Genomic DNA, 22,580 nt, shown 5'->3' with positions numbered 1-22,580 from the left:
CCGTTGGGCTGCGAAGCGGCCCCAAAACCGGCAAACGCATTTTCATCAGGAAGACCGCATTCGCTGGATTGACGACTGCTCCGCAGCCGAACGGGGGCAAGCCCCCTCGCCACAAGGACCGAGCACTTTCTGACTCAGAGGTCCCATGCCCAACCGCCCGCCTCTCGACGCTGTCACCGCCCGCTGGGTGCCGTGGGTCGTCGCCATTGCCTTTTTCATGCAGTCCCTCGACGGGACGATCCTCAACACCGCCCTGCCGGCCATGGCCGCAGACCTGGCCGAAGACCCGCTGCGCATGCAAGGTGTGATCATCGCCTACATGCTCACGGTCGCCTTGCTGATCCCGGCTTCGGGCTGGATCGCCGATCGCTTCGGCACCCGGAAAATCTTCTTCGGCGCGATTCTGCTGTTCAGCATCGGTTCATTGCTGTGCGCGCTGTCGACCAGCCTGACCCTGCTGATCGGCGCCCGGGTCATCCAGGGCCTGGGCGGCGCCCTGATGTTGCCGGTCGGGCGGTTGGTGGTGCTGCGCGCCTACCCACGCTCGGAACTGGTGCGAATCATGGGTTTCATCACCATTCCCGGCCTGCTCGGCCCGTTGATCGGCCCGACCATGGGCGGCTGGATGGTGCAATACCTGACGTGGCACTGGATCTTCCTGATCAACCTGCCGGTGGGGGTGGTCGGTTGTTATGCCGTGTGGAAATTCATCCCGGACCTGCGCGGCAACGAGCGCACCCGTTTCGATAGCCTGGGTTTCCTGCTGTTCGGCGCGGCGATGATTCTGATCACCATCGCCATGGAAGGCCTGGGCGAACTGCACCTGCCGCACCTGCGGGTGATGTTGCTGCTGTTCGGCGGCATGGCTTGCCTGGCGGCCTACTGGCTACGTGCCGGGCACATCGAAAACCCGCTGTTCGCGCCTTCGCTGTTCAAGACCCGCACCTTTGCCGTCGGCATTCTCGGCAATCTGTTCGCCCGACTGGGCAGCGGCGCCCTGCCGTTTCTGGTGCCGTTGCTGCTGCAAGTGGCGCTGGGCTACTCACCCTCCCAGGCGGGGATGAGCATGCTGCCGCTGGCGGCTGCCGCGATGATCGCCAAGTGGGTGGCGCGCCCGCTGATCGAGCGTCTGGGCTACCGCATCGTGCTGACCGGCAACACCCTGGCCCTGGGCATCATGCTGGCGAGCATGGGCCTGGTCAGTGAACAGACGCCATACTGGTTGCTGCTGTGCCTGCTGGCGGTCCTGGGTGCGATCAACTCCTTGCAGTTCACCGCCATGAACACCGTGACCCTGATCGACCTCGACGACGCCAGTGCCAGCAGCGGCAACAGCCTGCTGTCGGTGGTCGCGCAATTGTCCCTGAGCCTGGGCGTGGCCTGCGCCGGTGCGCTGCTCGGCGGCTTTACGGCGGAGATCGGAAATGACGGCGTGGAAACCGTGCTGGGCGCGTTCCAACTGACCTTTGTGACCGTCGGCATCATGGCGATGCTGGCCGCGACGATCTTCTCGCAGCTGTCGAAGAATGACGGACGGCGCGTCAAGCATCCGGAACAACACATAGAGCCTTAGTTTCCGGACGATAAGTGCCTACGCTCGACCATGCTGCGTTGAAAACAGCCTCGAAATGCTCATTGGCTAAAGCCAACTCCGCTTTTTCGCCTGTTTTCGCCTTGCTTGGTCATCGCTCGGCTACTTCTCGTCCGGAAACTACGGGCGAATGGCCATCGGGCTGGTACACTGCGCGACATTTTGTTTTGCAGGCCAGTCCCGTGACCACCATCGCCACCGCTTTTAATACTTTGCCGCTGTCCGCCGCCATGCTGGCTAACCTCGACTCCCTCGGTTATGCCCAGATGACGCCGATCCAGGCGCAAAGCTTGCCGGTGATCCTCAAGGGGATGGACCTGATCGCCCAGGCCAAGACCGGCAGCGGCAAGACCGCGGCCTTCGGTATCGGCCTGCTGAACCCGATCAATCCGCGCTACTTCGGTTGCCAGGCACTGATCCTGTGCCCGACGCGCGAGCTGGCCGACCAGGTCGCCAAGGAAATCCGTCGCCTGGCCCGTGCCGAAGACAACATCAAGGTCCTGACCCTGTGCGGCGGCGTGTCCCTCGGCCCGCAGATCGCTTCGCTGGAACACGGCGCGCACATCATCGTCGGCACGCCGGGGCGCATTCAGCAGCACCTGCGCAAAGGTTCGCTGGTGCTCCACGGCCTGAACACCCTGATCCTCGACGAAGCCGACCGCATGCTCGACATGGGTTTCTACGATTCCATCGAAGAAATCATCATGCAGGCCCCGGAACGTCGCCAGACCCTGCTGTTTTCCGCCACCTACCCGGTGGGCATCAAGCAGTTGGCCTCGAAGTTCATGCGCAATCCGCAGCAAGTGAAGGCCGAGGCGTTCCACGATGACACGCAGATCGAGCAGCGCTTCTACGAAATCTCCCCGGAAGAGCGCATGAGCGCGGTGACCAAGGTACTGGGCCACTTCCGTCCGGCGTCCTGCGTAGCCTTCTGCTTCACCAAGCAGCAGGTTCAGGAAACCGTCGATCACCTGACCGCCAAAGGCATTTCCGCCGTCGGCCTGCACGGCGATCTGGAACAGCGTGATCGCGATCAGGTCCTGGCGATGTTCGCCAACCGCAGTACTTCGGTACTGGTCGCCACCGACGTTGCAGCACGCGGCCTGGACATCGACTCGCTGGACATGGTGATCAACGTCGAGCTGGCCCGTGACTCGGAAATCCACATCCACCGCGTCGGCCGTACCGGTCGCGCCGGTGAGAAAGGCCTGGCGATCAGCCTGGTGGCGCCGTCCGAAGCCCAGCGCGCCCAAGCCATCGAACAGTTGCAGAAATCCCCGTTGACCTGGGATCAGGTGGACAACCTCACGTCCCAGGGCGGTGGTCCGCTGCTGCCGCAGATGAGCACCCTGTGCATCGGCGCCGGCCGCAAGGACAAGGTACGCCCGGGCGACATTCTCGGCGCACTGACCGGCGATGCCGGTATTCCCGGTGCTCAGGTGGGCAAGATTGCGATTTTCGATTTCCAGGCCTATGTGGCGGTTGAACGCGGCATCGCCAAACAAGCCCTGCAGCGCCTGAACGACGGCAAGATCAAGGGCCGTTCGCTGCGCGTGCGTATTTTGTAAAAAACGCCACCGACCCTGTGGGAGCGGGCTTGCCCGCGATGAGGTCAGTACATTCAACATTCATGTTGCCTGTCAGTCCGCCATCGCGGGCAAGCCCGCTCCCACAATGGTTTCTGGGGAACATGAATTTTGTCTGAGGACACCGTTTTGCGCTCTACCGAAGTCGTGATCATTGGCGCTGGCGCCGCAGGGTTGATGTGCGCGCTGACCGCCGCCGGGCGCGGGCGCAAGGTGCTGTTGCTCGACCACGCGAACAAGGCCGGCAAGAAAATCCTGATGTCGGGCGGCGGGCGCTGCAATTTCACCAACATGTACACAGAACCCGGCAATTTCCTTTCGCAGAACGCGCATTTCTGCAAATCCGCCCTGGCCCGCTACACTCAGTGGGATTTCATCGGCATGGTCGCCAAGCACGGCGTGCCGTACCACGAGAAAAAGCTCGGCCAGTTGTTCTGCGATAACAAATCCAGCGACATCCTCGAAATGCTGCTCAACGAGTGCGATCAGGTCGGCGTCAGCCTGCACCTGGACACCTCGATCCAGACCATCGAGAGGCTCGAAAAGGGCTACCTGCTGGACACCACGTTGGGCCAGGTCACCTGTGAATCCCTGGTGATCGCCACCGGCGGCCTGTCGATTCCGACCCTGGGCGCCACCGGTTTCGGCTATCAGGTGGCCAGGCAGTTCGGCCACGAATTGCTGCCAACCCGCGCCGGGCTGGTGCCGTTCACCATTACCGATCAGCTCAAGGAACTGTGCACCGAGCTGTCCGGCACTTCGGTCGATTGCCTGGTGAGCTGCAATGACCAGAGCTTCCGCGAGAACATCCTGTTCACTCACCGTGGCTTGAGCGGCCCGGCGATTCTGCAGATTTCTTCGTTCTGGGAGCCCGGCGACACGGTCGAGATCAACCTGATGCCCGACCATGACGTGCCGTCCTGGCTGCAACAGCAACAAGCCGAACGCCCCAACAGCGAGCTGAAAACCCTGCTCGGTGAAATCTTCACCAAGAAGATGGCCAACCTATTGGCGGACAACTGGTTCGTCTCCAAACCGATGAAGCAGTACACCCACGCTGAAATGGCTGCCATCGCCGAAAAACTGGCGTGCTGGAAAATCGTGCCGGCCGGCACCGAAGGCTACCGCACCGCCGAAGTGACCCTGGGTGGCGTCGATACCAACGAGGTCTCGTCCAAGACCATGGAATCGCTGAAAAGCCCAGGCCTGTACTTCATCGGCGAAGTGCTCGACGTAACCGGGCACCTGGGCGGTTTCAACTTCCAGTGGGCCTGGGCCTCCGGCTACGCTGCTGCGCAGTACGTCTGACCAATGTAAATACAATTCCTGTGGGAGCTGGCTTGCCAGCGATGAGGCCGGTACATCCAACGTCTTTGTTGACTGTCAGGTCGCTATCGCTGGCAAGCCAGCGCCCACAGGGGTCTATGTCAATCTCAAAGATTGCGGTCGGCACAGGATCTCAAAGGAACAGATTTTGCTGTCAGATGTGATCGGCGCCATTGCGTCGGCGTCATTACTGGCTCAATTTAGCGTCATCGCCTCGGAAGGCCCTCGCACTTCATGTCATCGACCTCGTTTCATCAGTCTTTGCGGCGCCTTTGGGCGCTGGATAAATTCAGTTACAGCGTGCGGGTGTTCATCGCCCTGACCGGCACCATGGCGCTGTGTTGGTATCAGGATGAAATGGGGCTGCTGATCCCGCTGTTCCTGGGGATTATCGCCAGTGCCCTGGCCGAGACCGACGACAGCTGGCAAGGTCGACTCAACGCACTGGCGGTGACGCTGGTGTGTTTCCTGGTCGCCGCGCTGTCGGTTGAATTGCTGTTCCCCTACCCCATCATTTTCATCATTGCCTTCGCCCTGGCTGCGTTCTGCCTGACGATGCTCGGTGCCCTGGGCGAACGCTATGGCGCGATTGCCTCGGCGACGCTGATTCTGTCGGTCTACACCATGATCGGCGTCGACCAGCGCGGCGGCGCGGTCACCGATTTCTGGCACGAACCCGTGCTACTGGTGGCCGGTGCGGCCTGGTACGGTTTTCTGTCGGTGTTGTGGCAGGCGCTGTTTTCCAATCAGCCGGTGCAACAAAGCCTGGCGCGGTTGTTCCGTGAATTGGGTTTTTACCTGAAATTGAAGTCGTCGCTGTTCGAGCCGATCCGCCAGTTGGACGTGGAAGCACGGCGCCTGGAACTGGCCCAGCAAAACGGTCGCGTGGTCGCCGCGCTGAACGCCGCCAAGGAAATCATCCTGCATCGGGTCGGTAACGGTCGGCCGGGCTCGAAAGTCAGCCGTTACTTGAAACTGTACTTTCTCGCTCAGGACATTCACGAACGCGCCAGCTCCTCGCACTACCCGTATAACGCACTGGCCGAGGCGTTTTTCCACAGTGACGTGCTGTTCCGCTGCCAACGCCTGCTGCGTCAGCAGGGCAAGGCCTGCCGGGCGCTGGCCGAATCGATCCAGATGCGCCAGCCGTTCATCTATGACGCAAGCTTCGCCGAAGCCCTGAGCGACCTGCACGCCTCCCTCGAACACCTGCGCATCCAGAGCAACCCGGCCTGGCGCGGTTTGCTGCGCTCGTTGCGGGCGCTGGCGGCCAACCTCGCCACCCTCGACCGGTTGCTCAGCGACGCCAGTAACCCCGACGCCCTGGCCGACGCCACCGACAGCAGCCTGCTGGACCGTTCGCCGCGCAACCTCAAGGATGTCTGGGTACGCCTGCGCACGCAGCTGACGCCGACGTCCCTGCTGTTCCGCCACGCCCTGCGTTTGCCCCTGGCCCTGAGCGTCGGCTACGCGATGGTGCATTTGATCCACCCGTCCCAGGGCTACTGGATCATCCTGACCACGCTCTTTGTCTGTCAGCCGAACTACGGCGCGACCCGGCGCAAACTCGGTCAACGGATCATCGGCACCGCCATCGGCCTGACCCTGGCCTGGGCACTGTTCGACCTGTTCCCCAATCCGTTGATCCAGTCGTGCTTCGCGATTGCCGCCGGGGTGGTGTTCTTTACCAACCGCACCACCCGCTACACCGCGGCGACGGCGGCGATTACCTTGATGGTGCTGTTCTGTTTCAACCAGGTGGGCGACGGCTACGGATTGTTTCTGCCTCGGCTGCTCGACACCCTGCTCGGCGGGCTGATCGCCGGGCTCGCGGTGCTGCTGTTCCTGCCGGACTGGCAGGGTCGACGCCTGAACAAGGTGCTGGCCAATACCCTGACCTGCAACAGCGTTTATCTGCGCCAGATCATGCAGCAATACGCCGCTGGCAAGAGCGACGACCTGGCGTATCGCCTGGCCCGGCGCAACGCGCACAACGCTGACGCGGCGCTGTCGACCACGCTGGCGAACATGCTGATGGAGCCGGGACATTTCCGTAAGGAGGCCGATGTTGGCTTCCGCTTCCTGGTGCTCTCGCACACATTGCTCAGTTACCTGTCTGGACTGGGCGCACACCGGGAAACCCAACTGCCGCCGGATGTTCGCGAGCAGTTGATCGAAGGCGCCGGCGTGAAGCTGGCCGCCAGCATCGACGAAATCGCCCAGGGGCTTGCCAGCAAAGCGGCGATTGCCATTCAGAGTGACGAGGAAGAAGCGCTGGCCAATACGCTTGAGCAGATGCCCGACGAGATCGATGAAGGCCAACGGCTGGTTCAGACACAACTGGCGTTGATCTGCCGGCAACTGGGGCCCCTAAGGACGCTGGCGGCGCATTTGATCAAGGATACGAGCGAGGATTGAGGGCTGCAGTGTCCTGACGGACGTCATCGCTGGCAAGCCAGCTCCCACAGGGAAATGGGGTAGACACAAATCCTATGTAACCCATAGGGAATTGGGTTGGACGCAAATCCTTTGTAACCCACCGGATACTGTGGGAGCTGGCCTGCTTCCACAGGGAATTGGGTTGGACACAAAACCTTTGTAACCCACCGGACACTGTGGGAGCTGGCTTGCCAGCGATGAGGCCATGAGCCCCGCCACAAAGCCTACATCCCATGCTGCTTCATCAACCGCTCATAACTGCCATCCGCCTTCATCGCCGCGATCTCGCGGTCGAAACCCGCGACGATCTGCTCATGCTGCGGGTTCTTCAGGCTGACCAGGATATGCAGGCTGTTCTCGCTCAGGGGCTTGGGCAGGAACTCCACTGCGTTGCGCACCTTGGCTGATTCACGGGCCAGGTAATACCGGGCGACGTACTCGTCTTCCAGGGTCAGCTTGACCCTGTCGGCGGCGACCATCCGCACGGCCATGGCAAAGCTGTGTACCGGGATTTTCTGCAGGGATTGGTCTTCATCGAACGCCGCCGAATAGGCATAGCCACGCACGACCGCGATCGGGTAGGTGTGCAGTTGCTGCAGATTATTGAATTCGATCGGCGCGTCCTTGCGCTTGAGAAAGCGCACGCGATTGAGCAGGTACTCCGCAGAAAACTGGCCGAGTTTTGTGCGTTCATCGGTGTACCAGGCGTTGACCAGCACGTCGTAGCGTCCTTCGCCCACGCCCAACAGTGCGCGTGCCCAAGGCACCTGCTCGAAATCGCTGGCATAGCCGGCGCGTGCCAGGGCGGTGCTGACAATATCGGTGGCCAACCCACCATTGACCAGCGTGGCATCGGTAAACGGAGGCCAGGCATCCGCCACCAGTCGCAGCTTCTCCGCTGCGGCACTTTGAGTCAGCAACAGCAATCCAATCAAAGCAAAGGCTCGATGCAATCGCGGCATGCTAGAAAATCCTTAGCGGGCGGGCTGCCCGACGTGTTTTCAGCCAAACTCCAAGCCCCGTACCGGCACGCCCAGGCACTAACGTTAGCTCATTGAAGCCACTGCACATCGCTTGATCCCAGATTACACAAAGAAGACAGCGGCGCGAGAAATGAATGATGGCATTTTGGTCTTTATCACAGATTTCTCCGCCTTCAAGACATCCAGCGTCGAGGCGCTTAGTATCTCAGGGACGTTTTCAGGGAATCAGGAACATGACAATCGATTGGGTCTGCAAACACCATAGCGATCTGGGCAAGGAACAGCTGTACGCCATTCTGCAATTGCGCGCAGAGGTATTTGTCGTCGAACAGAAATGCGTCTATCAGGATATCGATGGCCAGGACCTTGAAGGTGACACCTGCCATTTGATGGCGTGGGACGGCGATCGCCTGGTGGCCTATCTGCGCCTGCTGGACCCCGAGCTACAGGGCGGCGACGTGGTGATCGGGCGAGTGGTCATTGCTCCCGCTGCAAGGGGCACCGGGTTGGGTCATGAGTTGATGGCCCAGGCGCTGAAGCAGGCCGAAAAGTACTGGCCCGAGATCCCGATCTACCTCTCTGCCCAGGCGCATTTGCAGGGGTACTACGGGCGGTACGGGTTTGTGGTGGCGGGTGAGGTGTATGTCGAGGATGGCATTCCACATATAGGCATGCGTCGCCAGTAAGGAACCCATCGCTGGCAAGCCAGCTCCCACAGTTTTTGCGAACGATACAAACCTTGTGGGAGCGTGGCTTGCCCGCGATGGCGTCATCACTGGCGCCACAAAATCTCAGGGATACTCCAGCACCGCCTTGATCTGCCGCAAATTACGCTCGATCCATCCCCGATCGATCGCTCCCCACTCGCGAATCCGATAGCGCCCGGCGTGATTGCGTGCGCCCTCTTCCTGCTCGAACTCGCAAACGATATCCAGGTCCGCCAACGCGGCGATGGTGTCCTGGGCCGTGCGTCGTGGCATCCCGGTGACCTCGGTCAATGCCGGGACGCTGCTGGCCAGTCCGCTGTCGATCAGATACGCCACATACAGGCGACGGTAGAAGCTGCTTTTGGTCTTGCTGACATCCATCTGACGATCCTTTTCTTTTATTGCATATCCCGCCAGGTCAGGTACACCCGCACATCGAACTCCACCTGGTGATAGCCCGGCAGCATGTGTTCGCACAGTTTGTAGAACGCCTTGTTGTGATCGGATTCCTTGAAGTGCGCCAACTCATGTACCACGATCATTTTCAGAAACTCGGAAGGCGCTTCCTTGAACAGCGAGGCGATGCGAATTTCCTTCTTGGCCTTGAGCTTGCCGCCCTGTATCCGGGAAATCGTTGTGTGCAGCCCCAGTGCCCGGTGAGTCAGGTCCAGACGGTTGTCGAACAACACCTTGTCGATGGCCGGTGCGTTGCGCAGGTATTCCTGCTTGAGGTCGAGCGCGTAGGTGTACAGCGCCTTATCGCTCTGCACGCCGTGTTTTTCCGGGTAACGCTGGCTCAGGTAGTCGCCCAGCCGATCGTCAGCGATCAACTGGCGTACCTGGTCCTGCAACGTGGCGGGATAAGCCTGGAGGTATTTCAACGCGGTCATCGGTGCGGCAACACAAGTGACGAAAAGGTCGCCAGTGTAGCGAATTCAGCGCGTCAGCGCGCTCCAGTCAAACGGCTGCGCAAAGTGGCCGGTGTCCTCGGCCATCATCGGACGCGATACCAGAAAGCCCTGCACATATTCGCAGCCATGGGCTTGCAGCCAGTCGTACTGCGCCATGGTTTCCACCCCTTCGGCAATCACCAGCATCCCGTACTGCTTGCACAGCTCGATGACATTGCGCACCAGCGCTGCATCCCGTGAAGAATCCGGTAGCCGGGCGATCAAATGGCGGTCAAGTTTGAGCGTATCCAGTTCCAGATCGCGCAAATGAGCCAGCGAACAGGGGCCGGAACCGAAGTCATCCAGCGCGACCCGGACCCCAAGATTACGCAGCAACCGCAGCTGTTTACGGGTTTCTTCCGGATGATGCATCAAGGCCTGTTCCGTCACCTCGACTTCCAGGTGACGCGCCTGCAAGCCATGTCGCTCCAGCACCTGGCGCAACTCGGTGACCAGATTGGGCATGGCAAATTGCGTGCTGCTCAAACTGACGCCCAGCACCAGATCCTCGGCAAACAGCGCTTCCCAGGCTTTGCGCTGCCCGGCACCGCGATGGTAAATCCAGCTGCCCAGCCGACTGATCAACCGCGCCTCTTCCAGCAATGGCAAAAACAGCCCTGGGGGCACATCGCCAACGCTGGGGTGCTGCCAGCGCAGCAACGCCTCGAAGCCACGAATCTGCCCGTCGGCGATGGACACCTGGGGTTGATACACCAGATTGAAATCGCGATTCTCGATGGCCGTGCGCACACTTTCTTCGAGCATCAGCCGCGAGCGTGCCCGTCCGTTCATTTCATGATCGTAAAAGCGATATTGCTGTCGCCCGGCGCGCTTGGCCTCGTACATGGCGATGTCGGAAGCCCGCAGCAACCCGTCCAGATTGGCACCGCAATCCGGGAATGTGGCGATGCCGATGCTCGCACCCAAGGCAATATCAAGACCGTCGATCTGCTGACAAATCGAAACCCGCTCGATCAGTTTTTCCGCGATCTTGGCCGCTTGCTCCGGGAATTCCAGGTCCAGAAACGCGGTGAATTCGTCGCCGCCCATGCGCGCCAGGATATCGAACGGCCGCAGGCAGGCCTTCAGTTGCTCGGACACCCAACGCAGCACCCGGTCGCCGGCATCGTGACCGAGGGAATCGTTGACTCGCTTGAAGCCATCGAGGTCCAGGTACAACAGCACCCAGGCACTGTCGGAGCGTTCGCCGCGCAGCAGCAGGTTCTCCACGGTCTGGTAAAAACCGCGCCGATTGAGCAGCCCGGTGAGCGGGTCGGTGACCGCCTGGGATTCCAGTTGCTGATGCAGGTGACGCACCACCGACATGTCCTGGATCGTCACCACCATCGCCCGCTGTTCGGCGGGCAACGGCGCGCAGGACAAGGCCACCGGCACCTGCTGACCGGGCGCGGTACGCAGCAGCGCATCGTGCAGACGCAAGGTTTCGCCGCGCCTGTACCCGGCCAACAGATCCGAATCGGCCCAGACCGGGACATGCGGTTTTTGCAGGAAATCCAGAAACTCCCGGCCTTGCAGTTCTTGCACCGGGGCCGTGAGCAGCCGCGAGATCGCCGGGTTGGCAAAGCCGATCCGGCCGTCTTCGCCAACCACCAGAATGCCCTCGGCGGCGTTATCCAACACCGAGGCATTGAAGGCGCGAGCGACTTCCAGGTCATGGCTCAGGCGCTGCAATGCCCGGCGATTACGCTGGTGCTCCAGCAATGCCTGAACCTTGGGCTTGAGAATTTGCGGGTCGAACGGCTTGAACAGGTAATCCACCGCGCCACTGGCATAACCCTTGATCACGGCATCCTGGGACTGTTCATTGGCCGTCAGGAAAATTATCGGTGTGAGGGAGGTTCGCTGACTGCCGCGCATCAGGCGCGCGACTTCAAAACCATCCATGCCCGGCATCTGCACATCCAGCAGTACCAGGTCGACATCGTGTTCCAGCAACAGGCTGAGGGCTTCGAAACCCGAAGCTGCGGTGATGACTTGCCAGTCCTGGCGCTGCAACAACGCGCGCATGCTGATCAGGTTTTCAGGGTAATCGTCGACGATTAATAAGGTTGAGCTGCCTTCGACTGGCTTCGGGTGGGCGCATTCCATGCTGCTTCTCTATATTCGGGACGTCAGGCCGGGCTCTTGTGAAAACCGGACAAATACTAAGCCTTCACTCTAGACCCGGATCCGGAAAATCAGAAGGTGTCAGAGCGCCATCATTTAACTGAAGGGTTCATTTGCCGACTAACGGTCGGCGCTACAGCCCGCTAAAACCGGCATAGATGGCATTTCGACAGGATGTTGACGCCAGCAAACCGCCGGACGGGCGTTAACAAAGAAGTCCTCTACGCTTATAAAGGCCGCCCAAAGGCGCGTGCTAGAGCGATTGGCACGCGCGTGCAGTAAAAAATTCGTGGAAGTTTCTGACTATGATCGACCTCGCAACCTGGAACCTCAGCGTTCCTGTCGGCAGCCCGCCATACACCGTTGAAACCTCCAAACTGGTGAACGGCTTCAAGGATCAATACTTCCATTCCGACACCGGCACGCTGTTCTTCTGGACCCCGGTGACCGGCTCGCGCACTGAAAATGCCATCTACCCACGCACCGAACTGCGAGAAACCTACAGCAATGGCACGCTGAAAAACTGGTACTACCCGGACGCCGACAACTCCCTGCGCGCCACCCTGGCGGTGAACCAGGTGCCCAGTTCGGGCAAGATCGTGATTGGCCAGATCCATGCCTATAAAAGCCAGAAGCCCTTGGTGAAGGTCGAGTACCAATACAAGACCTCGACCTTGAACGGCAATATCGTCGCCAAAGTGCGCATGCATCCCGATGACGATGAGGGCCGGGTGATCACCATCGCCACCGGTGTGAAACTCAATCAGCAGTTCTCCTACCTCATCCACCTCAGCCCTGGGGGCGCGCTTGGCATCAGCGCGGCGGGTTACCAGTGGGATACCAATATCAGCGCGACGTGGCGCGATAAACCGTTGTACTTCAAGGCCGGGGTGTATGTGCAGGACAACACCGGATATACCAGCGAGGGCGGGATGGTGACGTTCAGCAAGCTGGACATTGATCACGATAAATAACGGTCTTGTCTTTCAAGTCCCGAAACACCTGACGAGGCTGCAACAGAGTGACCCGGCGCGACCGAAAAACCGCCGGATCACTTGCTCGTCCTGAAGTCTAGCGAACGCACATCAGCATGAAACTCTTCGACGTCCCCACATCCTTTTCTGAACTGCCTGATACTTGGGTGATCACTTTCAACTTACGCGTCGTCGGCGTTCCAGCCAGTTTGGCTTGAGCGAATAACAAATCGTCGTATGACTCAACATCGGTTACTGATACAGAGCAGAACTCTGACGCTCGCTCAAATACGCCAGCCTTGAGGGATATTTCATATTCAGAAAAATATCCCGGCCGGGGGTAATGTTTCACACCACTGATCCATTCGGGTGACTGCCTTATCACTGCACCCTTGCTATCAATGGAGGCCGTAAAAAAGCGGTCTGCCGCATGGGCACCGGCCGAGCCAGCCCCCAGGAACAACATCGATAAAACATAAAGACCTGATTGCTTGATATTTTTTCCAGAAAACATGCTCAAGTTCCTCTTCCATGAATAAACAAAATCGATGGCAATCCAGCCATCGACAAACTCATTTAGCGCATGCCCCATACCCTGTCAAAGGCCACCAAAACAAACGGAAAAATACCTGCTCATTGAGCAACTCTTCCTACAACTAATAAAATGAACAGATTCAAGCTTTGACTTTTAACACGCCCATAAAAAAACCCGCCTTCCGGCGGGTTTTTCATGCAAATCAAACGCTGGAGGCTTAGTTGACCTTGGCGTTCAACTCACCTTTCAGGTAACGCTGGAACATCGCTTCCAGGGAGATCGGCTTGATCTTCGAAGCGTTGCCCGCAGTGCCGAAGGCTTCGTAGCGAGCAATGCACACGTCGCGCATGGCGGTTACGGTGGCGCCGAAGAATTTACGCGGATCGAATTCGCTCGGGTTGGTGGCCATCAGGCGACGCATTGCGCCAGTGGATGCCAGACGCAGGTCGGTGTCGATGTTGACCTTGCGCACGCCGTGCTTGATGCCTTCGACGATTTCTTCAACCGGTACGCCGTAGGTTTCTTTGATGTCGCCGCCGTACTGGTTGATGATCGCCAGCCACTCTTGCGGAACCGAAGACGAACCGTGCATCACCAGGTGAGTGTTCGGGATGCGCTTGTGGATTTCCTTGATGCGATCGATCGCCAGCACGTCGCCGGTAGGTGGCTTGGTGAACTTGTAGGCGCCGTGGCTGGTGCCGATGGCGATGGCCAGGGCATCGACCTGAGTACGCTTGACGAAGTCAGCGGCTTCTTCCGGGTCGGTCAGCATCTGGCTGTGATCCAGAACGCCTTCGGCACCGATACCGTCTTCTTCACCGGCCATGCCGGTTTCCAGCGAACCCAGGCAGCCCAGCTCGCCTTCTACCGAAACGCCGCAGGCGTGAGCCATGGCCACGGTTTGCTGGGTGACACGGACGTTGTAGTCGTAGTCGGTCGGGGTCTTGCCGTCTTCGCCCAGGGAGCCGTCCATCATGACCGAGCTGAAGCCCAGCTGGATGGAACGCTGGCAGACGTCAGGGCTGGTGCCGTGGTCCTGGTGCATGCACACCGGGATGTGCGGGAATTCTTCGATTGCCGCCAGGATCAGGTGACGCAGGAACGGCGCGCCGGCGTATTTGCGAGCACCGGCCGAAGCCTGGACGATCACCGGGGAGTCAGTCTTGTCAGCGGCTTCCATGATGGCGCGCATCTGCTCAAGGTTGTTGACGTTGAAGGCTGGAACGCCGTAGCCGAACTCGGCTGCGTGGTCCAGCATCTGGCGCATGCTGATAAGTGCCATTGTGTGTGTCTCTCCCGGTTTGGGTCGTTAATCGTGCCAGCCTGCCGTAGCGGCGGCGGCTATTCAAGTTATTGCAGATCGGGGGTTGGCCCGGGCTGCGAATTCGGTACAGCATAATCTGTAAATAATGAAGAACCCTGTGGCGAGCGAGCTTGCTCGCGCTCGGCTGCGAAGCAGTCGTAAACCGTTGACGCGGTTCTGTCGAAGCACCGCGCCGACTGCTTTAGGACCGCTTCGCGCTCCAGCGGGAGCAAGCTCCCTCGCCACAAAATCCCTCCAATCGACGGCTTTATTGCGCTTTACAACCACGCCCGATCAAATCATTGGTGGCGACCCAGTAAACCAGGCCTTCCTCACCTTTTATGTGAAACGCCAGCATGTTGTCGCTGTACAACGAACCGGACGCGCCCGGCTCCTGCTTCAAGCGGTAGACCTGATCGGCACCGCCCAGGCGCACATCAACTGCCTTGCGGCTGTCATCGGTGTAGCGCCAAAGCACTTTGGCCTGGCTGTCGCAGGTCCAGGTGGTCCAGTTATCCACAGGAGCGGACGACTGGAACAGGTTCAACTGAGAACAACCGGCCAGCAACGACAACGCCGCGACGGCGATAAAACCTTTCATCCGTGCTCCTCGACTGGCAGCACACGCCGTCAGCCCTGCGTAATCAGTCAGACCCGTCAAGGGCAACCATGTTCCTTGGCGGGGGTCTGTGTCTCGTATTTGTCCAGGCCATCAGGCCCGGAACGCTTGTTGATCACCGGATTGGTTTCCGCCTGCCACTCGGCCTGGTAGCAGCCGTTCTGGGGCGCAACCGGCGCAGGCTCCGGCGTGGCTTTCGGGTTACTCCCGCAAGCCGCCAGTGAGCCCGCGACGACCAACAGCGCTAGCGTCTTGACCATGTGAACACTCCCTTGCCAGGTCAAACGGGCGACCCTCAGGCCTTGGCCCGGCTTTCCAGGACTTCAACGGCAGGCAGCACTTTGCCTTCGACGAATTCGAGGAACGCGCCGCCACCGGTAGAAATGTAGGAGATTTGTCCGGCAACGCCATACTTATCGATAGCGGCCAGGGTGTCGCCGCCGCCGGCAATGGAGAATGCCGCGCTGTCCGCGATGGCCTGGGCCAGCACTTTGGTGCCGTTACCGAACTGATCGAATTCGAACACGCCGACCGGGCCATTCCACAGGATGGTTTTCGACGACTTCAGCAGCTCGGCGAAATTCGCTGCGGTCTGTGGGCCGATGTCCAGGATCATGTCGTCGGCCGCCACGTCGGCGATCAGCTTGACGGTCGCTTCGGCGCTTTCAGCGAATTCCTTGGCCACTACCACGTCCACCGGCAGCGGCACGCTGACCTTGGCGGCGATGGCGCGAGCGGTGTCGAGCAGGTCCGGTTCGTACAGGGATTTGCCGACCGGGTGACCGGCAGCCGCGAGGAAGGTGTTGGCGATGCCGCCGCCGACGATCAACTGGTCGCAGATCTGGCTCAGGCTGTTCAGCACGTCGAGCTTGGTCGACACCTTGGAGCCCGCGACGATGGCGGCCATTGGCTTGGCCGGGGCGCCGAGCGCTTTGCCCAGTGCTTCCAGCTCGGCAGCCAGCAGGGGACCTGCCGCAGCAACTTTGGCGAACTTGGCCACGCCGTGGGTCGAACCCTCGGCACGGTGAGCGGTGCCGAAGGCGTCCATCACAAACACGTCGCACAGGGCGGCGTATTGCTGGGCCAGTTCGTCAGCGTTCTTTTTCTCGCCCTTGTTGAAGCGCACGTTTTCGAACAGCACGATGTCGCCGGCCTTGACGTCAACGCCGCCCAGGTAGTCAGCCACCAGCGGCACTTCACGGCCCAGGGCCTTGCTCAGGTAGTCGGCGACTGGCTTGAGGCTGTTCTCGGCCGAGAATTCACCTTCGGTCGGACGGCCAAGGTGCGAACAAACCATCACGGCCGCGCCTTTTTCCAGGGCCAGCTTGATGGTCGGCAGCGAAGCCAGGATTCGCGCGTCGCTGGTGACAACTCCGTCCTTGACTGGGACGTTGAGGTCTTCGCGGATCAATACGCGCTTACCTTGCAAATCGAGGTCGGACATCTTCAACACGGTCATGGGTCGCATTTCCTGAGTTACTGTTTTGTAGAGACAGAAAGTGAAGTAGCTGTTTGCAGATAATGTTCTGCTACATCCAGCATTCGGTTGGCAAAACCCCATTCGTTGTCGAACCAGGCCAGGATGTTGACCAGCCGGGGGCCGGAAACACGGGTCTGACTGGCATCGACGATGGCCGAATGTGGGTCATGATTGAAATCACAGCTTGCATGGGGGAGCTCGGTGTAGGCCAACAGGCCTTTTAGCGGGCCGCTGGTGGCAGCCTCGCGCAGGATCCGGTTGACCTCGACGGCGTCGGTATCGCTGACGGTCTGCATCGTAATGTCGAGGCAAGACACGTTAACCGTTGGCACCCGTACGGCTTTGGCCTGAATTCGCCCGGCAAGTTCCGGCAACAGGCGTTCGATGCCGCGCGCCAGACCAGTGGACACCGGAATCACCGACTGAAACGCCGAACGGGTGCGACGCAGGTCTTCATGGTGATACGCATCGATCACCGGCTGATCGTTCATCGCCGAGTGAATGGTGGTGATCGACACATACTCCAGACCAATCGCCTGATCCAGCAGGCGCAACAACGGCACGCCGCAGTTGGTGGTGCAGGACGCGTTGGACACCAGCAGTTCATCACCGGTCAGGCAATCCTGGTTCACGCCGTAGACGATGGTGGCGTCGACATCCGATTCGCTGGCCATCGGCTGGGAAAACAGCACCCGGGGCGCGCCGGCGTCGAGAAAACGCTGGCCGTCTGCGCGGGTGTGGTAGGCGCCGGAGCATTCCAGCACCAGATCGACGCCCAGGGACGTCCAATCGATGCCTTCGGGGGCGGCACTGCGCAGGACCTTCACGCAGTTGCCATTGATATGCAGACAATCGCCGTCGACCTTCACCTCGCCGGGAAAGCGCCCGTGGGTGGAGTCGAAGCGTGTCAGGTATTCGATGCTGGCCATGTCGGCCAGATCATTGATCGCGACAATTTCAAACCCGGCCTTCTCGCCTCGCTCGAACAACGCACGCAAGACGCAACGACCAATCCGGCCGTAGCCGTTGAGTGCAACTTTGTAGGGACGCGGTTGAGGCATGGGGTTCTCGATAGACGCAGTCAGACGAAATTCTTGTGTGCGACACACCCCACTGTAGGAGCGAGCCGGCTCGCGATGGTCGCTAACGATAACGCTGGGTGCCTGAATACCCGCGTTGTCTGGGCCACCATCGCGAGCAGGCTCGCTCCTACAGGGGAATCGCGGCGGTCGTGAAACCGCCGCGTTGTGCTTAGTCTTCCAGCAGTTCTTCAGCCTGACCCAGGATGTTTTCCAGGGTGAAGCCGAACTCTTCGAACAAGGCAGGCGCAGGCGCCGACTCGCCGTAGGTGGTCATGCCGATCACGCGACCTTCCAGGCCGACGTACTTGTACCAGTAGTCCGCGTGAGCGGCCTCGATGGCGATACGGGCGCTGACTTGCAACGGCAGAACCGACTGCTTGTAACCGGCGTCCTGGGCATCGAACACGCTGGTGCACGGCATGGAAACCACACGTACCTTGCGGCCCTGCTCGGTCAGTTTGTCGAAGGCCTGTACGGCCAGGCCGACTTCCGAACCGGTGGCGATCAGGATCAGCTCAGGCTCGCCCGCGCAATCTTTCAACACGTAGCCACCGCGGCTGATGTCGGCGATCTGCAGGGCAGAACGGGTTTGGTGTTGCAGGTTCTGACGCGAGAAGATCAGGGCCGAAGGACCGTCTTTACGCTCCAGCGCATACTTCCAGCTCACCGCCGATTCAACGGCATCGGCTGGACGCCAGGTGTCGAGGTTCGGCGTGCAGCGCAGGCTGGCCAGTTGCTCGATTGGCTGGTGAGTCGGACCGTCTTCGCCCAGACCGATGGAGTCGTGGGTGTAGACATGGATCACGCGCTGCTTCATCAGGGCCGACATGCGCACGGCATTGCGGGCGTATTCCATGAACATCAGGAAGGTCGCGCCGTAAGGCACCAGGCCGCCGTGCAGGGCAACGCCGTTCATGATGGCGGTCATGCCGAACTCGCGCACACCGTAGTACATGTAGTTGCCGCTGGCGTCGTCAGCGGTGACGCCCTTGCAGCCTTTCCACAGGGTCAGGTTGGAACCGGCCAGGTCAGCCGAACCGCCGAGGAACTCCGGCAGCAGCGGACCGAAAGCGTTCAGCGCGTTCTGGCTGGCCTTGCGGCTGGCGATGGTTTCGCCTTTGGCGGCCACTTCGGCGATGTAGGCATCGGCTTTTTCGCTGAAGTCAGCCGGCAGCTCGCCGCTGAGGCGACGGATCAGCTCGTTGGCTTCAGTCGGGAATGCGGCGGAGTAGGCCGCGAAACGCTGGTCCCACTCGGCTTCAACGGCGCGGCCGGCTTCCTTGGCGTCCCACTCGGCGTAGATGTCGGCCGGGATTTCGAACGGGCCATGGTTCCACTTCAGTGCCGCGCGGGTCAGGGCGATTTCCGCGTCACCCAGCGGGGCGCCGTGGCAGTCTTCCTTGCCTTGCTTGTTCGGCGAACCGAAGCCGATGGTGGTCTTGCAGCAGATCAGGGTCGGCAGCGGGCTTTTGCGTGCAGTCTCGATCGCGGTCTTGATCTCTTCCGGGTCGTGACCGTCGACGTTGCGGATCACTTGCCAGTTGTAGGCTTCGAAACGCTTCGGCGTGTCGTCGGTGAACCAGCCTTCGACTTCGCCGTCGATGGAAATGCCGTTGTCATCGTAGAAGGCAATCAGTTTGCCCAGGCCCAAGGTACCGGCCAGGGAAGCGACTTCGTGGGAAATGCCTTCCATCATGCAGCCATCACCCAGGAAAACGTAGGTGTGGTGGTCAACGATGTTGTGCCCTGGACGGTTGAACTGCGCCGCCATGACTTTTTCAGCCAGGGCAAAACCCACGGCGTTGGCCAGGCCCTGACCCAGTGGACCGGTGGTGGTCTCGACGCCAGGGGTGTAACCGAATTCCGGGTGACCCGGGGTGCGGCTGTGCAGTTGGCGGAACTGCTTCAGGTCGTCGATCGACAGGTCGTAGCCGGTCAGGTGCAGCAGCGAGTAGATCAACATCGAGCCGTGACCGTTGGACAGCACGAAGCGGTCACGGTCGGCGAACGATGGATTGCTCGGGTTGTGCTTGAGGTAGTCGCGCCAAAGCACTTCGGCGATATCCGCCATACCCATGGGGGCACCGGGATGGCCGCTGTTGGCTTTTTGCACGGCATCCATGCTGAGGGCACGAATGGCGTTGGCACGCTCACGACGGCTAGGCATCGCTGATCTCCTGGGGTTTGAATAAACGAAACGGAAAAAAGGCGAGCATTTTCCCTCACCCGGCCGCCTCGGGGCAATGACAGATAGTCATCTGGAGACGTTTTTCCCATGGTTTACGGCGGTTTCGACTGATGAAACCTTTCCGCTGTTCGCTTGTAGAGTTAACCACCTCGTGAGAAGTGCCATTTATCGTGCAATATCAAAACTTTTTGATATTGCCCTTGCGGTGCTTTCGGCGCGTGTCTAGACTGCCGGCCTTATGAATCTACGCGCGCCTTCCATTCGACATGACGATTGCGATGACCTGGCGGCCCTGTGCAAGGCCGGCGGCGATCCTCTGCGGTTGAATGTATTGCGCGCACTGGCCAACGACTCGTTTGGCGTACTGGAGCTGGCGCAGATCTTTGGCATCGGCCAGTCCGGCATGAGTCACCACCTCAAGGTACTGGCCCAGGCCGACCTGGTGGCGACCCGCCGTGAAGGCAATGCGATTTTCTACCGTCGCGCCCTGCCCCACACCGAATTGCTGGGCGGCAAGCTGCACGCCGCCTTGCTCGAAGAAGTGGACAACCTGCCCCTGCCTGTCGATGTGCAGTCACGAATTGCTCAGGTCCATGGACAACGGGCAGCCGCCAGCCAGGACTTTTTCTCACGGGTCGCGGAGAAATTTCGCGCCCAGCAAGACTTGATTGCCGGCCTGCCGCAGTACCGCGAAAGCGTGGTGGCCTTGCTCGACAAATTGAGCTTCAGCGCTGACGCCACGGCGATTGAAGTCGGCCCCGGTGATGGCGCTTTTCTGCCGGAACTGGCGCGCCGTTTCGCTCAGGTCACGGCGCTGGACAACAGCTCGGCGATGCTTGAACTGGCCCGCCAGGTTTGCGAACGCGACGCGCTGGCTAACGTTACCCTGCAACTGGCCGATGCATTGAATGGCGTCAGCCTGACGGCAGATTGCGTTGTACTGAACATGGTGCTGCACCATTTCGCCGCGCCGGCCGAAGCGCTCAAGCACATGGCCGACTTGCTGCAACCAGGCGGTAGCCTGTTAGTGACAGAGTTATGTAGCCACAACCAGAGTTGGGCCAGGGAAGCCTGCGGTGATCTCTGGTTGGGGTTTGAACAGGACGATCTGGCCCGTTGGGCCACCGCTGCGGGACTCGTTCCCGGGGAAAGCCTCTATGTAGGCTTACGTAATGGTTTCCAGATTCAGGTCCGCCATTTTCAGCGGTCGACTGGCGACACTCACCATCGGTAAATATCAGGAAAACATCGAGATGAGCGAATACTCCCTTTTCACCTCCGAGTCCGTGTCTGAAGGGCATCCGGACAAAATCGCCGACCAGATTTCTGATGCGGTGCTGGACGCCATCATTGCTGAAGACAAGTTCGCCCGTGTGGCGTGCGAGACTCTGGTGAAAACGGGCGTGGCGATCATCGCCGGCGAAGTCACCACCTCGGCCTGGGTTGACCTGGAGCAGATCGTTCGTGACGTGATCACCGACATCGGCTACACCAGCTCCAACGTCGGTTTCGACGGCGCGACCTGCGGCGTGATGAACATCATCGGCAAGCAGTCCCCTGACATCAACCAGGGCGTCGACCGTGCCAAGCCTGAAGATCAGGGCGCCGGCGACCAGGGCCTGATGTTCGGCTACGCCAGCAACGAAACCGACGTGCTGATGCCTGCACCGATCACCTTCTCGCACCAGCTTGTACAAAGGCAAGCCGAAGCCCGCAAATCCGGCCTGCTGCCCTGGCTGCGTCCGGATGCCAAGTCGCAAGTGACCTGCCGCTACGAAAACGGCAAGGTTGTCGGCATCGACGCCGTTGTTCTGTCGACCCAGCACAACCCGGATGTGTCGTACAACGACCTGCGCGAAGGCGTGATGGAGCTGATCGTCAAGCACGTGCTGCCGGCCGAACTGCTGTCCAAGGACACCCAGTTCCACATCAACCCGACTGGCCAGTTCATCATCGGCGGCCCGGTTGGCGACTGCGGCCTGACCGGTCGCAAGATCATCGTTGACAGCTACGGCGGCATGGCCCGTCACGGCGGTGGTGCGTTCTCCGGCAAGGATCCATCGAAGGTTGACCGTTCGGCGGCCTACGCCGGCCGTTATGTCGCCAAGAACATCGTCGCTGCCGGTCTGGCCGAACGCTGCGAGATTCAGGTTTCCTACGCCATCGGCGTCGCCCAGCCGACTTCGATCTCGTTGAACACCTTCGGCACCGGCAAGATCAGCGACGACAAAATCGTCAAACTGGTCCGCGAAATCTTCGACCTGCGCCCATACGCCATCACCAAGATGCTTGACCTGCTGCACCCGATGTACCGCGAAACCGCTGCGTACGGCCACTTCGGTCGCACCCCGACAACCAAGACTGTGGGCGACGACACCTTCACCACATTCACTTGGGAAAAAACCGACCGCGCCGAAGCCCTGCGCTCCGCTGCCGGCCTGTAAGTCCTCCCCCGCGGTACCCAAAAGCCCTGCACGGTTCGCCGTGCGGGGCTTTTTTATGCTTTCTCACCGTATCGCCGCCTTCGCGAGCAAGGATTGGGGGGCGCATATTCTGCGTACACCATCGGCCCCTGCGGAGCGGGCTTGCCCGCGAAGAGGCCGGCACTGCCAGCAGAAATACCCGGCAAAACTCCCGCTCCTCGCACCCACCATTACTGACCTAGCTTTCAAACACCCCCATGAGCAAGG

The 22,580-nt window shown here is 60.3% G+C and carries 19 protein-coding genes; 8 read left to right on the top strand and 11 right to left on the bottom strand.

The window, feature by feature from the left end; all coding sequences use genetic code 11:
* The first annotated feature begins 145 nt into the window (after nucleotides 1–145).
* The 4 genes from mdtD (at nucleotide 146) to yccS (ending at nucleotide 6,921) form a co-directional block, all read left to right on the top strand.
* Nucleotides 146–1,573: a multidrug transporter subunit MdtD gene (gene mdtD, locus ACVWYU_RS02930; RefSeq protein ID WP_247254489.1), complete on the top strand. Its 1,428-nt coding sequence runs from the start codon at nucleotides 146–148 to the stop codon at nucleotides 1,571–1,573.
* 248 nt (nucleotides 1,574–1,821) lie between these two features.
* A complete protein-coding gene (gene dbpA, locus ACVWYU_RS02925; protein ID WP_231977978.1) occupies nucleotides 1,822–3,159 on the top strand; it encodes an ATP-dependent RNA helicase DbpA in 1,338 nt (445 codons plus the stop codon).
* Between the two features lie 147 nt (nucleotides 3,160–3,306).
* The gene (locus ACVWYU_RS02920) at nucleotides 3,307–4,485 is read left to right on the top strand and encodes a BaiN/RdsA family NAD(P)/FAD-dependent oxidoreductase (protein ID WP_248916686.1); all 1,179 of its coding nucleotides are present in this window, start codon (nucleotides 3,307–3,309) and stop codon (nucleotides 4,483–4,485) included.
* A gap of 252 nt (nucleotides 4,486–4,737) precedes the next feature.
* Nucleotides 4,738–6,921: a YccS family putative transporter gene (gene yccS / locus ACVWYU_RS02915; RefSeq protein WP_457371854.1), complete on the top strand. Its 2,184-nt coding sequence runs from the start codon at nucleotides 4,738–4,740 to the stop codon at nucleotides 6,919–6,921.
* Nucleotides 6,922–7,166: 245 nt separating this feature from the next.
* Here yccS and ACVWYU_RS02910 read toward each other — a convergent pair whose 3' ends face one another.
* Nucleotides 7,167–7,904, bottom strand: a complete 738-nt coding sequence (locus ACVWYU_RS02910) for a substrate-binding periplasmic protein (protein WP_248916685.1) — start codon at nucleotides 7,902–7,904, stop codon at nucleotides 7,167–7,169.
* A gap of 254 nt (nucleotides 7,905–8,158) precedes the next feature.
* On the opposite strand from ACVWYU_RS02910, the gene ACVWYU_RS02905 reads away from it, so the two are divergent.
* Nucleotides 8,159–8,611, top strand: coding sequence for a GNAT family N-acetyltransferase (locus tag ACVWYU_RS02905; protein ID WP_247254486.1), 453 nt, complete (start codon nucleotides 8,159–8,161; stop codon nucleotides 8,609–8,611).
* A gap of 105 nt (nucleotides 8,612–8,716) precedes the next feature.
* Here ACVWYU_RS02905 and ACVWYU_RS02900 read toward each other — a convergent pair whose 3' ends face one another.
* The 3 genes from ACVWYU_RS02900 to ACVWYU_RS02890 are packed head-to-tail and all read right to left on the bottom strand — an operon-like array spanning nucleotide 8,717 to nucleotide 11,691.
* Complete coding sequence (locus tag ACVWYU_RS02900; protein WP_007894945.1) at nucleotides 8,717–9,013, bottom strand: winged helix-turn-helix domain-containing protein; 297 nt, start codon at nucleotides 9,011–9,013, stop codon at nucleotides 8,717–8,719.
* Nucleotides 9,014–9,030: 17 nt separating this feature from the next.
* The gene (locus ACVWYU_RS02895; RefSeq protein WP_248916684.1) at nucleotides 9,031–9,522 is read right to left on the bottom strand and encodes a M48 metallopeptidase family protein; all 492 of its coding nucleotides are present in this window, start codon (nucleotides 9,520–9,522) and stop codon (nucleotides 9,031–9,033) included.
* Between the two features lie 45 nt (nucleotides 9,523–9,567).
* Complete coding sequence (locus tag ACVWYU_RS02890) at nucleotides 9,568–11,691, bottom strand: putative bifunctional diguanylate cyclase/phosphodiesterase (protein WP_457371853.1); 2,124 nt, start codon at nucleotides 11,689–11,691, stop codon at nucleotides 9,568–9,570.
* Nucleotides 11,692–12,014: 323 nt separating this feature from the next.
* On the opposite strand from ACVWYU_RS02890, the gene ACVWYU_RS02885 reads away from it, so the two are divergent.
* Complete coding sequence (locus ACVWYU_RS02885) at nucleotides 12,015–12,683, top strand: polysaccharide lyase family 7 protein (RefSeq protein WP_390957495.1); 669 nt, start codon at nucleotides 12,015–12,017, stop codon at nucleotides 12,681–12,683.
* Nucleotides 12,684–12,780: 97 nt separating this feature from the next.
* Here ACVWYU_RS02885 and ACVWYU_RS02880 read toward each other — a convergent pair whose 3' ends face one another.
* The 7 genes from ACVWYU_RS02880 to tkt form a co-directional block, all read right to left on the bottom strand.
* Nucleotides 12,781–13,197 (bottom strand): hypothetical protein, encoded by a 417-nt coding sequence (locus ACVWYU_RS02880; protein WP_247254482.1) that lies wholly within the window; start codon nucleotides 13,195–13,197, stop codon nucleotides 12,781–12,783.
* Nucleotides 13,198–13,435: 238 nt separating this feature from the next.
* Nucleotides 13,436–14,500 carry a class II fructose-bisphosphate aldolase gene (gene fba / locus ACVWYU_RS02875; protein ID WP_019694035.1) on the bottom strand — a complete coding sequence of 355 codons (1,065 nt, stop codon included), beginning with the start codon at nucleotides 14,498–14,500 and terminating at the stop codon, nucleotides 13,436–13,438.
* 289 nt (nucleotides 14,501–14,789) lie between these two features.
* Complete coding sequence (locus tag ACVWYU_RS02870) at nucleotides 14,790–15,122, bottom strand: MliC family protein (protein ID WP_090325932.1); 333 nt, start codon at nucleotides 15,120–15,122, stop codon at nucleotides 14,790–14,792.
* 56 nt (nucleotides 15,123–15,178) lie between these two features.
* On the bottom strand, nucleotides 15,179–15,400 hold the full coding sequence (locus ACVWYU_RS02865; protein WP_090325935.1) for a hypothetical protein: 222 nt from the start codon (nucleotides 15,398–15,400) through the stop codon (nucleotides 15,179–15,181).
* A gap of 35 nt (nucleotides 15,401–15,435) precedes the next feature.
* Nucleotides 15,436–16,599: a phosphoglycerate kinase gene (locus ACVWYU_RS02860; RefSeq protein ID WP_247254481.1), complete on the bottom strand. Its 1,164-nt coding sequence runs from the start codon at nucleotides 16,597–16,599 to the stop codon at nucleotides 15,436–15,438.
* A gap of 17 nt (nucleotides 16,600–16,616) precedes the next feature.
* Entirely contained in the window at nucleotides 16,617–17,681 is a 1,065-nt protein-coding gene (gene epd, locus ACVWYU_RS02855; RefSeq protein ID WP_457371852.1) for an erythrose-4-phosphate dehydrogenase, read from the bottom strand.
* 190 nt (nucleotides 17,682–17,871) lie between these two features.
* Complete coding sequence (tkt, locus tag ACVWYU_RS02850) at nucleotides 17,872–19,869, bottom strand: transketolase (protein ID WP_090325945.1); 1,998 nt, start codon at nucleotides 19,867–19,869, stop codon at nucleotides 17,872–17,874.
* A 259-nt stretch (nucleotides 19,870–20,128) separates the two neighbouring features.
* On the opposite strand from tkt, the gene ACVWYU_RS02845 reads away from it, so the two are divergent.
* Together ACVWYU_RS02845 and metK are read left to right on the top strand one after the other, a co-directional pair.
* Entirely contained in the window at nucleotides 20,129–21,124 is a 996-nt protein-coding gene (locus ACVWYU_RS02845) for an ArsR/SmtB family transcription factor (RefSeq protein WP_090325948.1), read from the top strand.
* A 19-nt stretch (nucleotides 21,125–21,143) separates the two neighbouring features.
* Nucleotides 21,144–22,334, top strand: a complete 1,191-nt coding sequence (metK, locus tag ACVWYU_RS02840) for a methionine adenosyltransferase (RefSeq protein WP_247254478.1) — start codon at nucleotides 21,144–21,146, stop codon at nucleotides 22,332–22,334.
* The last annotated feature ends 246 nt before the right edge of the window (nucleotides 22,335–22,580 follow it).

This window comes from Pseudomonas sp. TE12234, assembly GCF_054061835.1.
The sequence above is the reverse complement of the archived record's forward strand: the minus strand, read 5'-3'. Positions and strand labels throughout refer to the sequence as shown.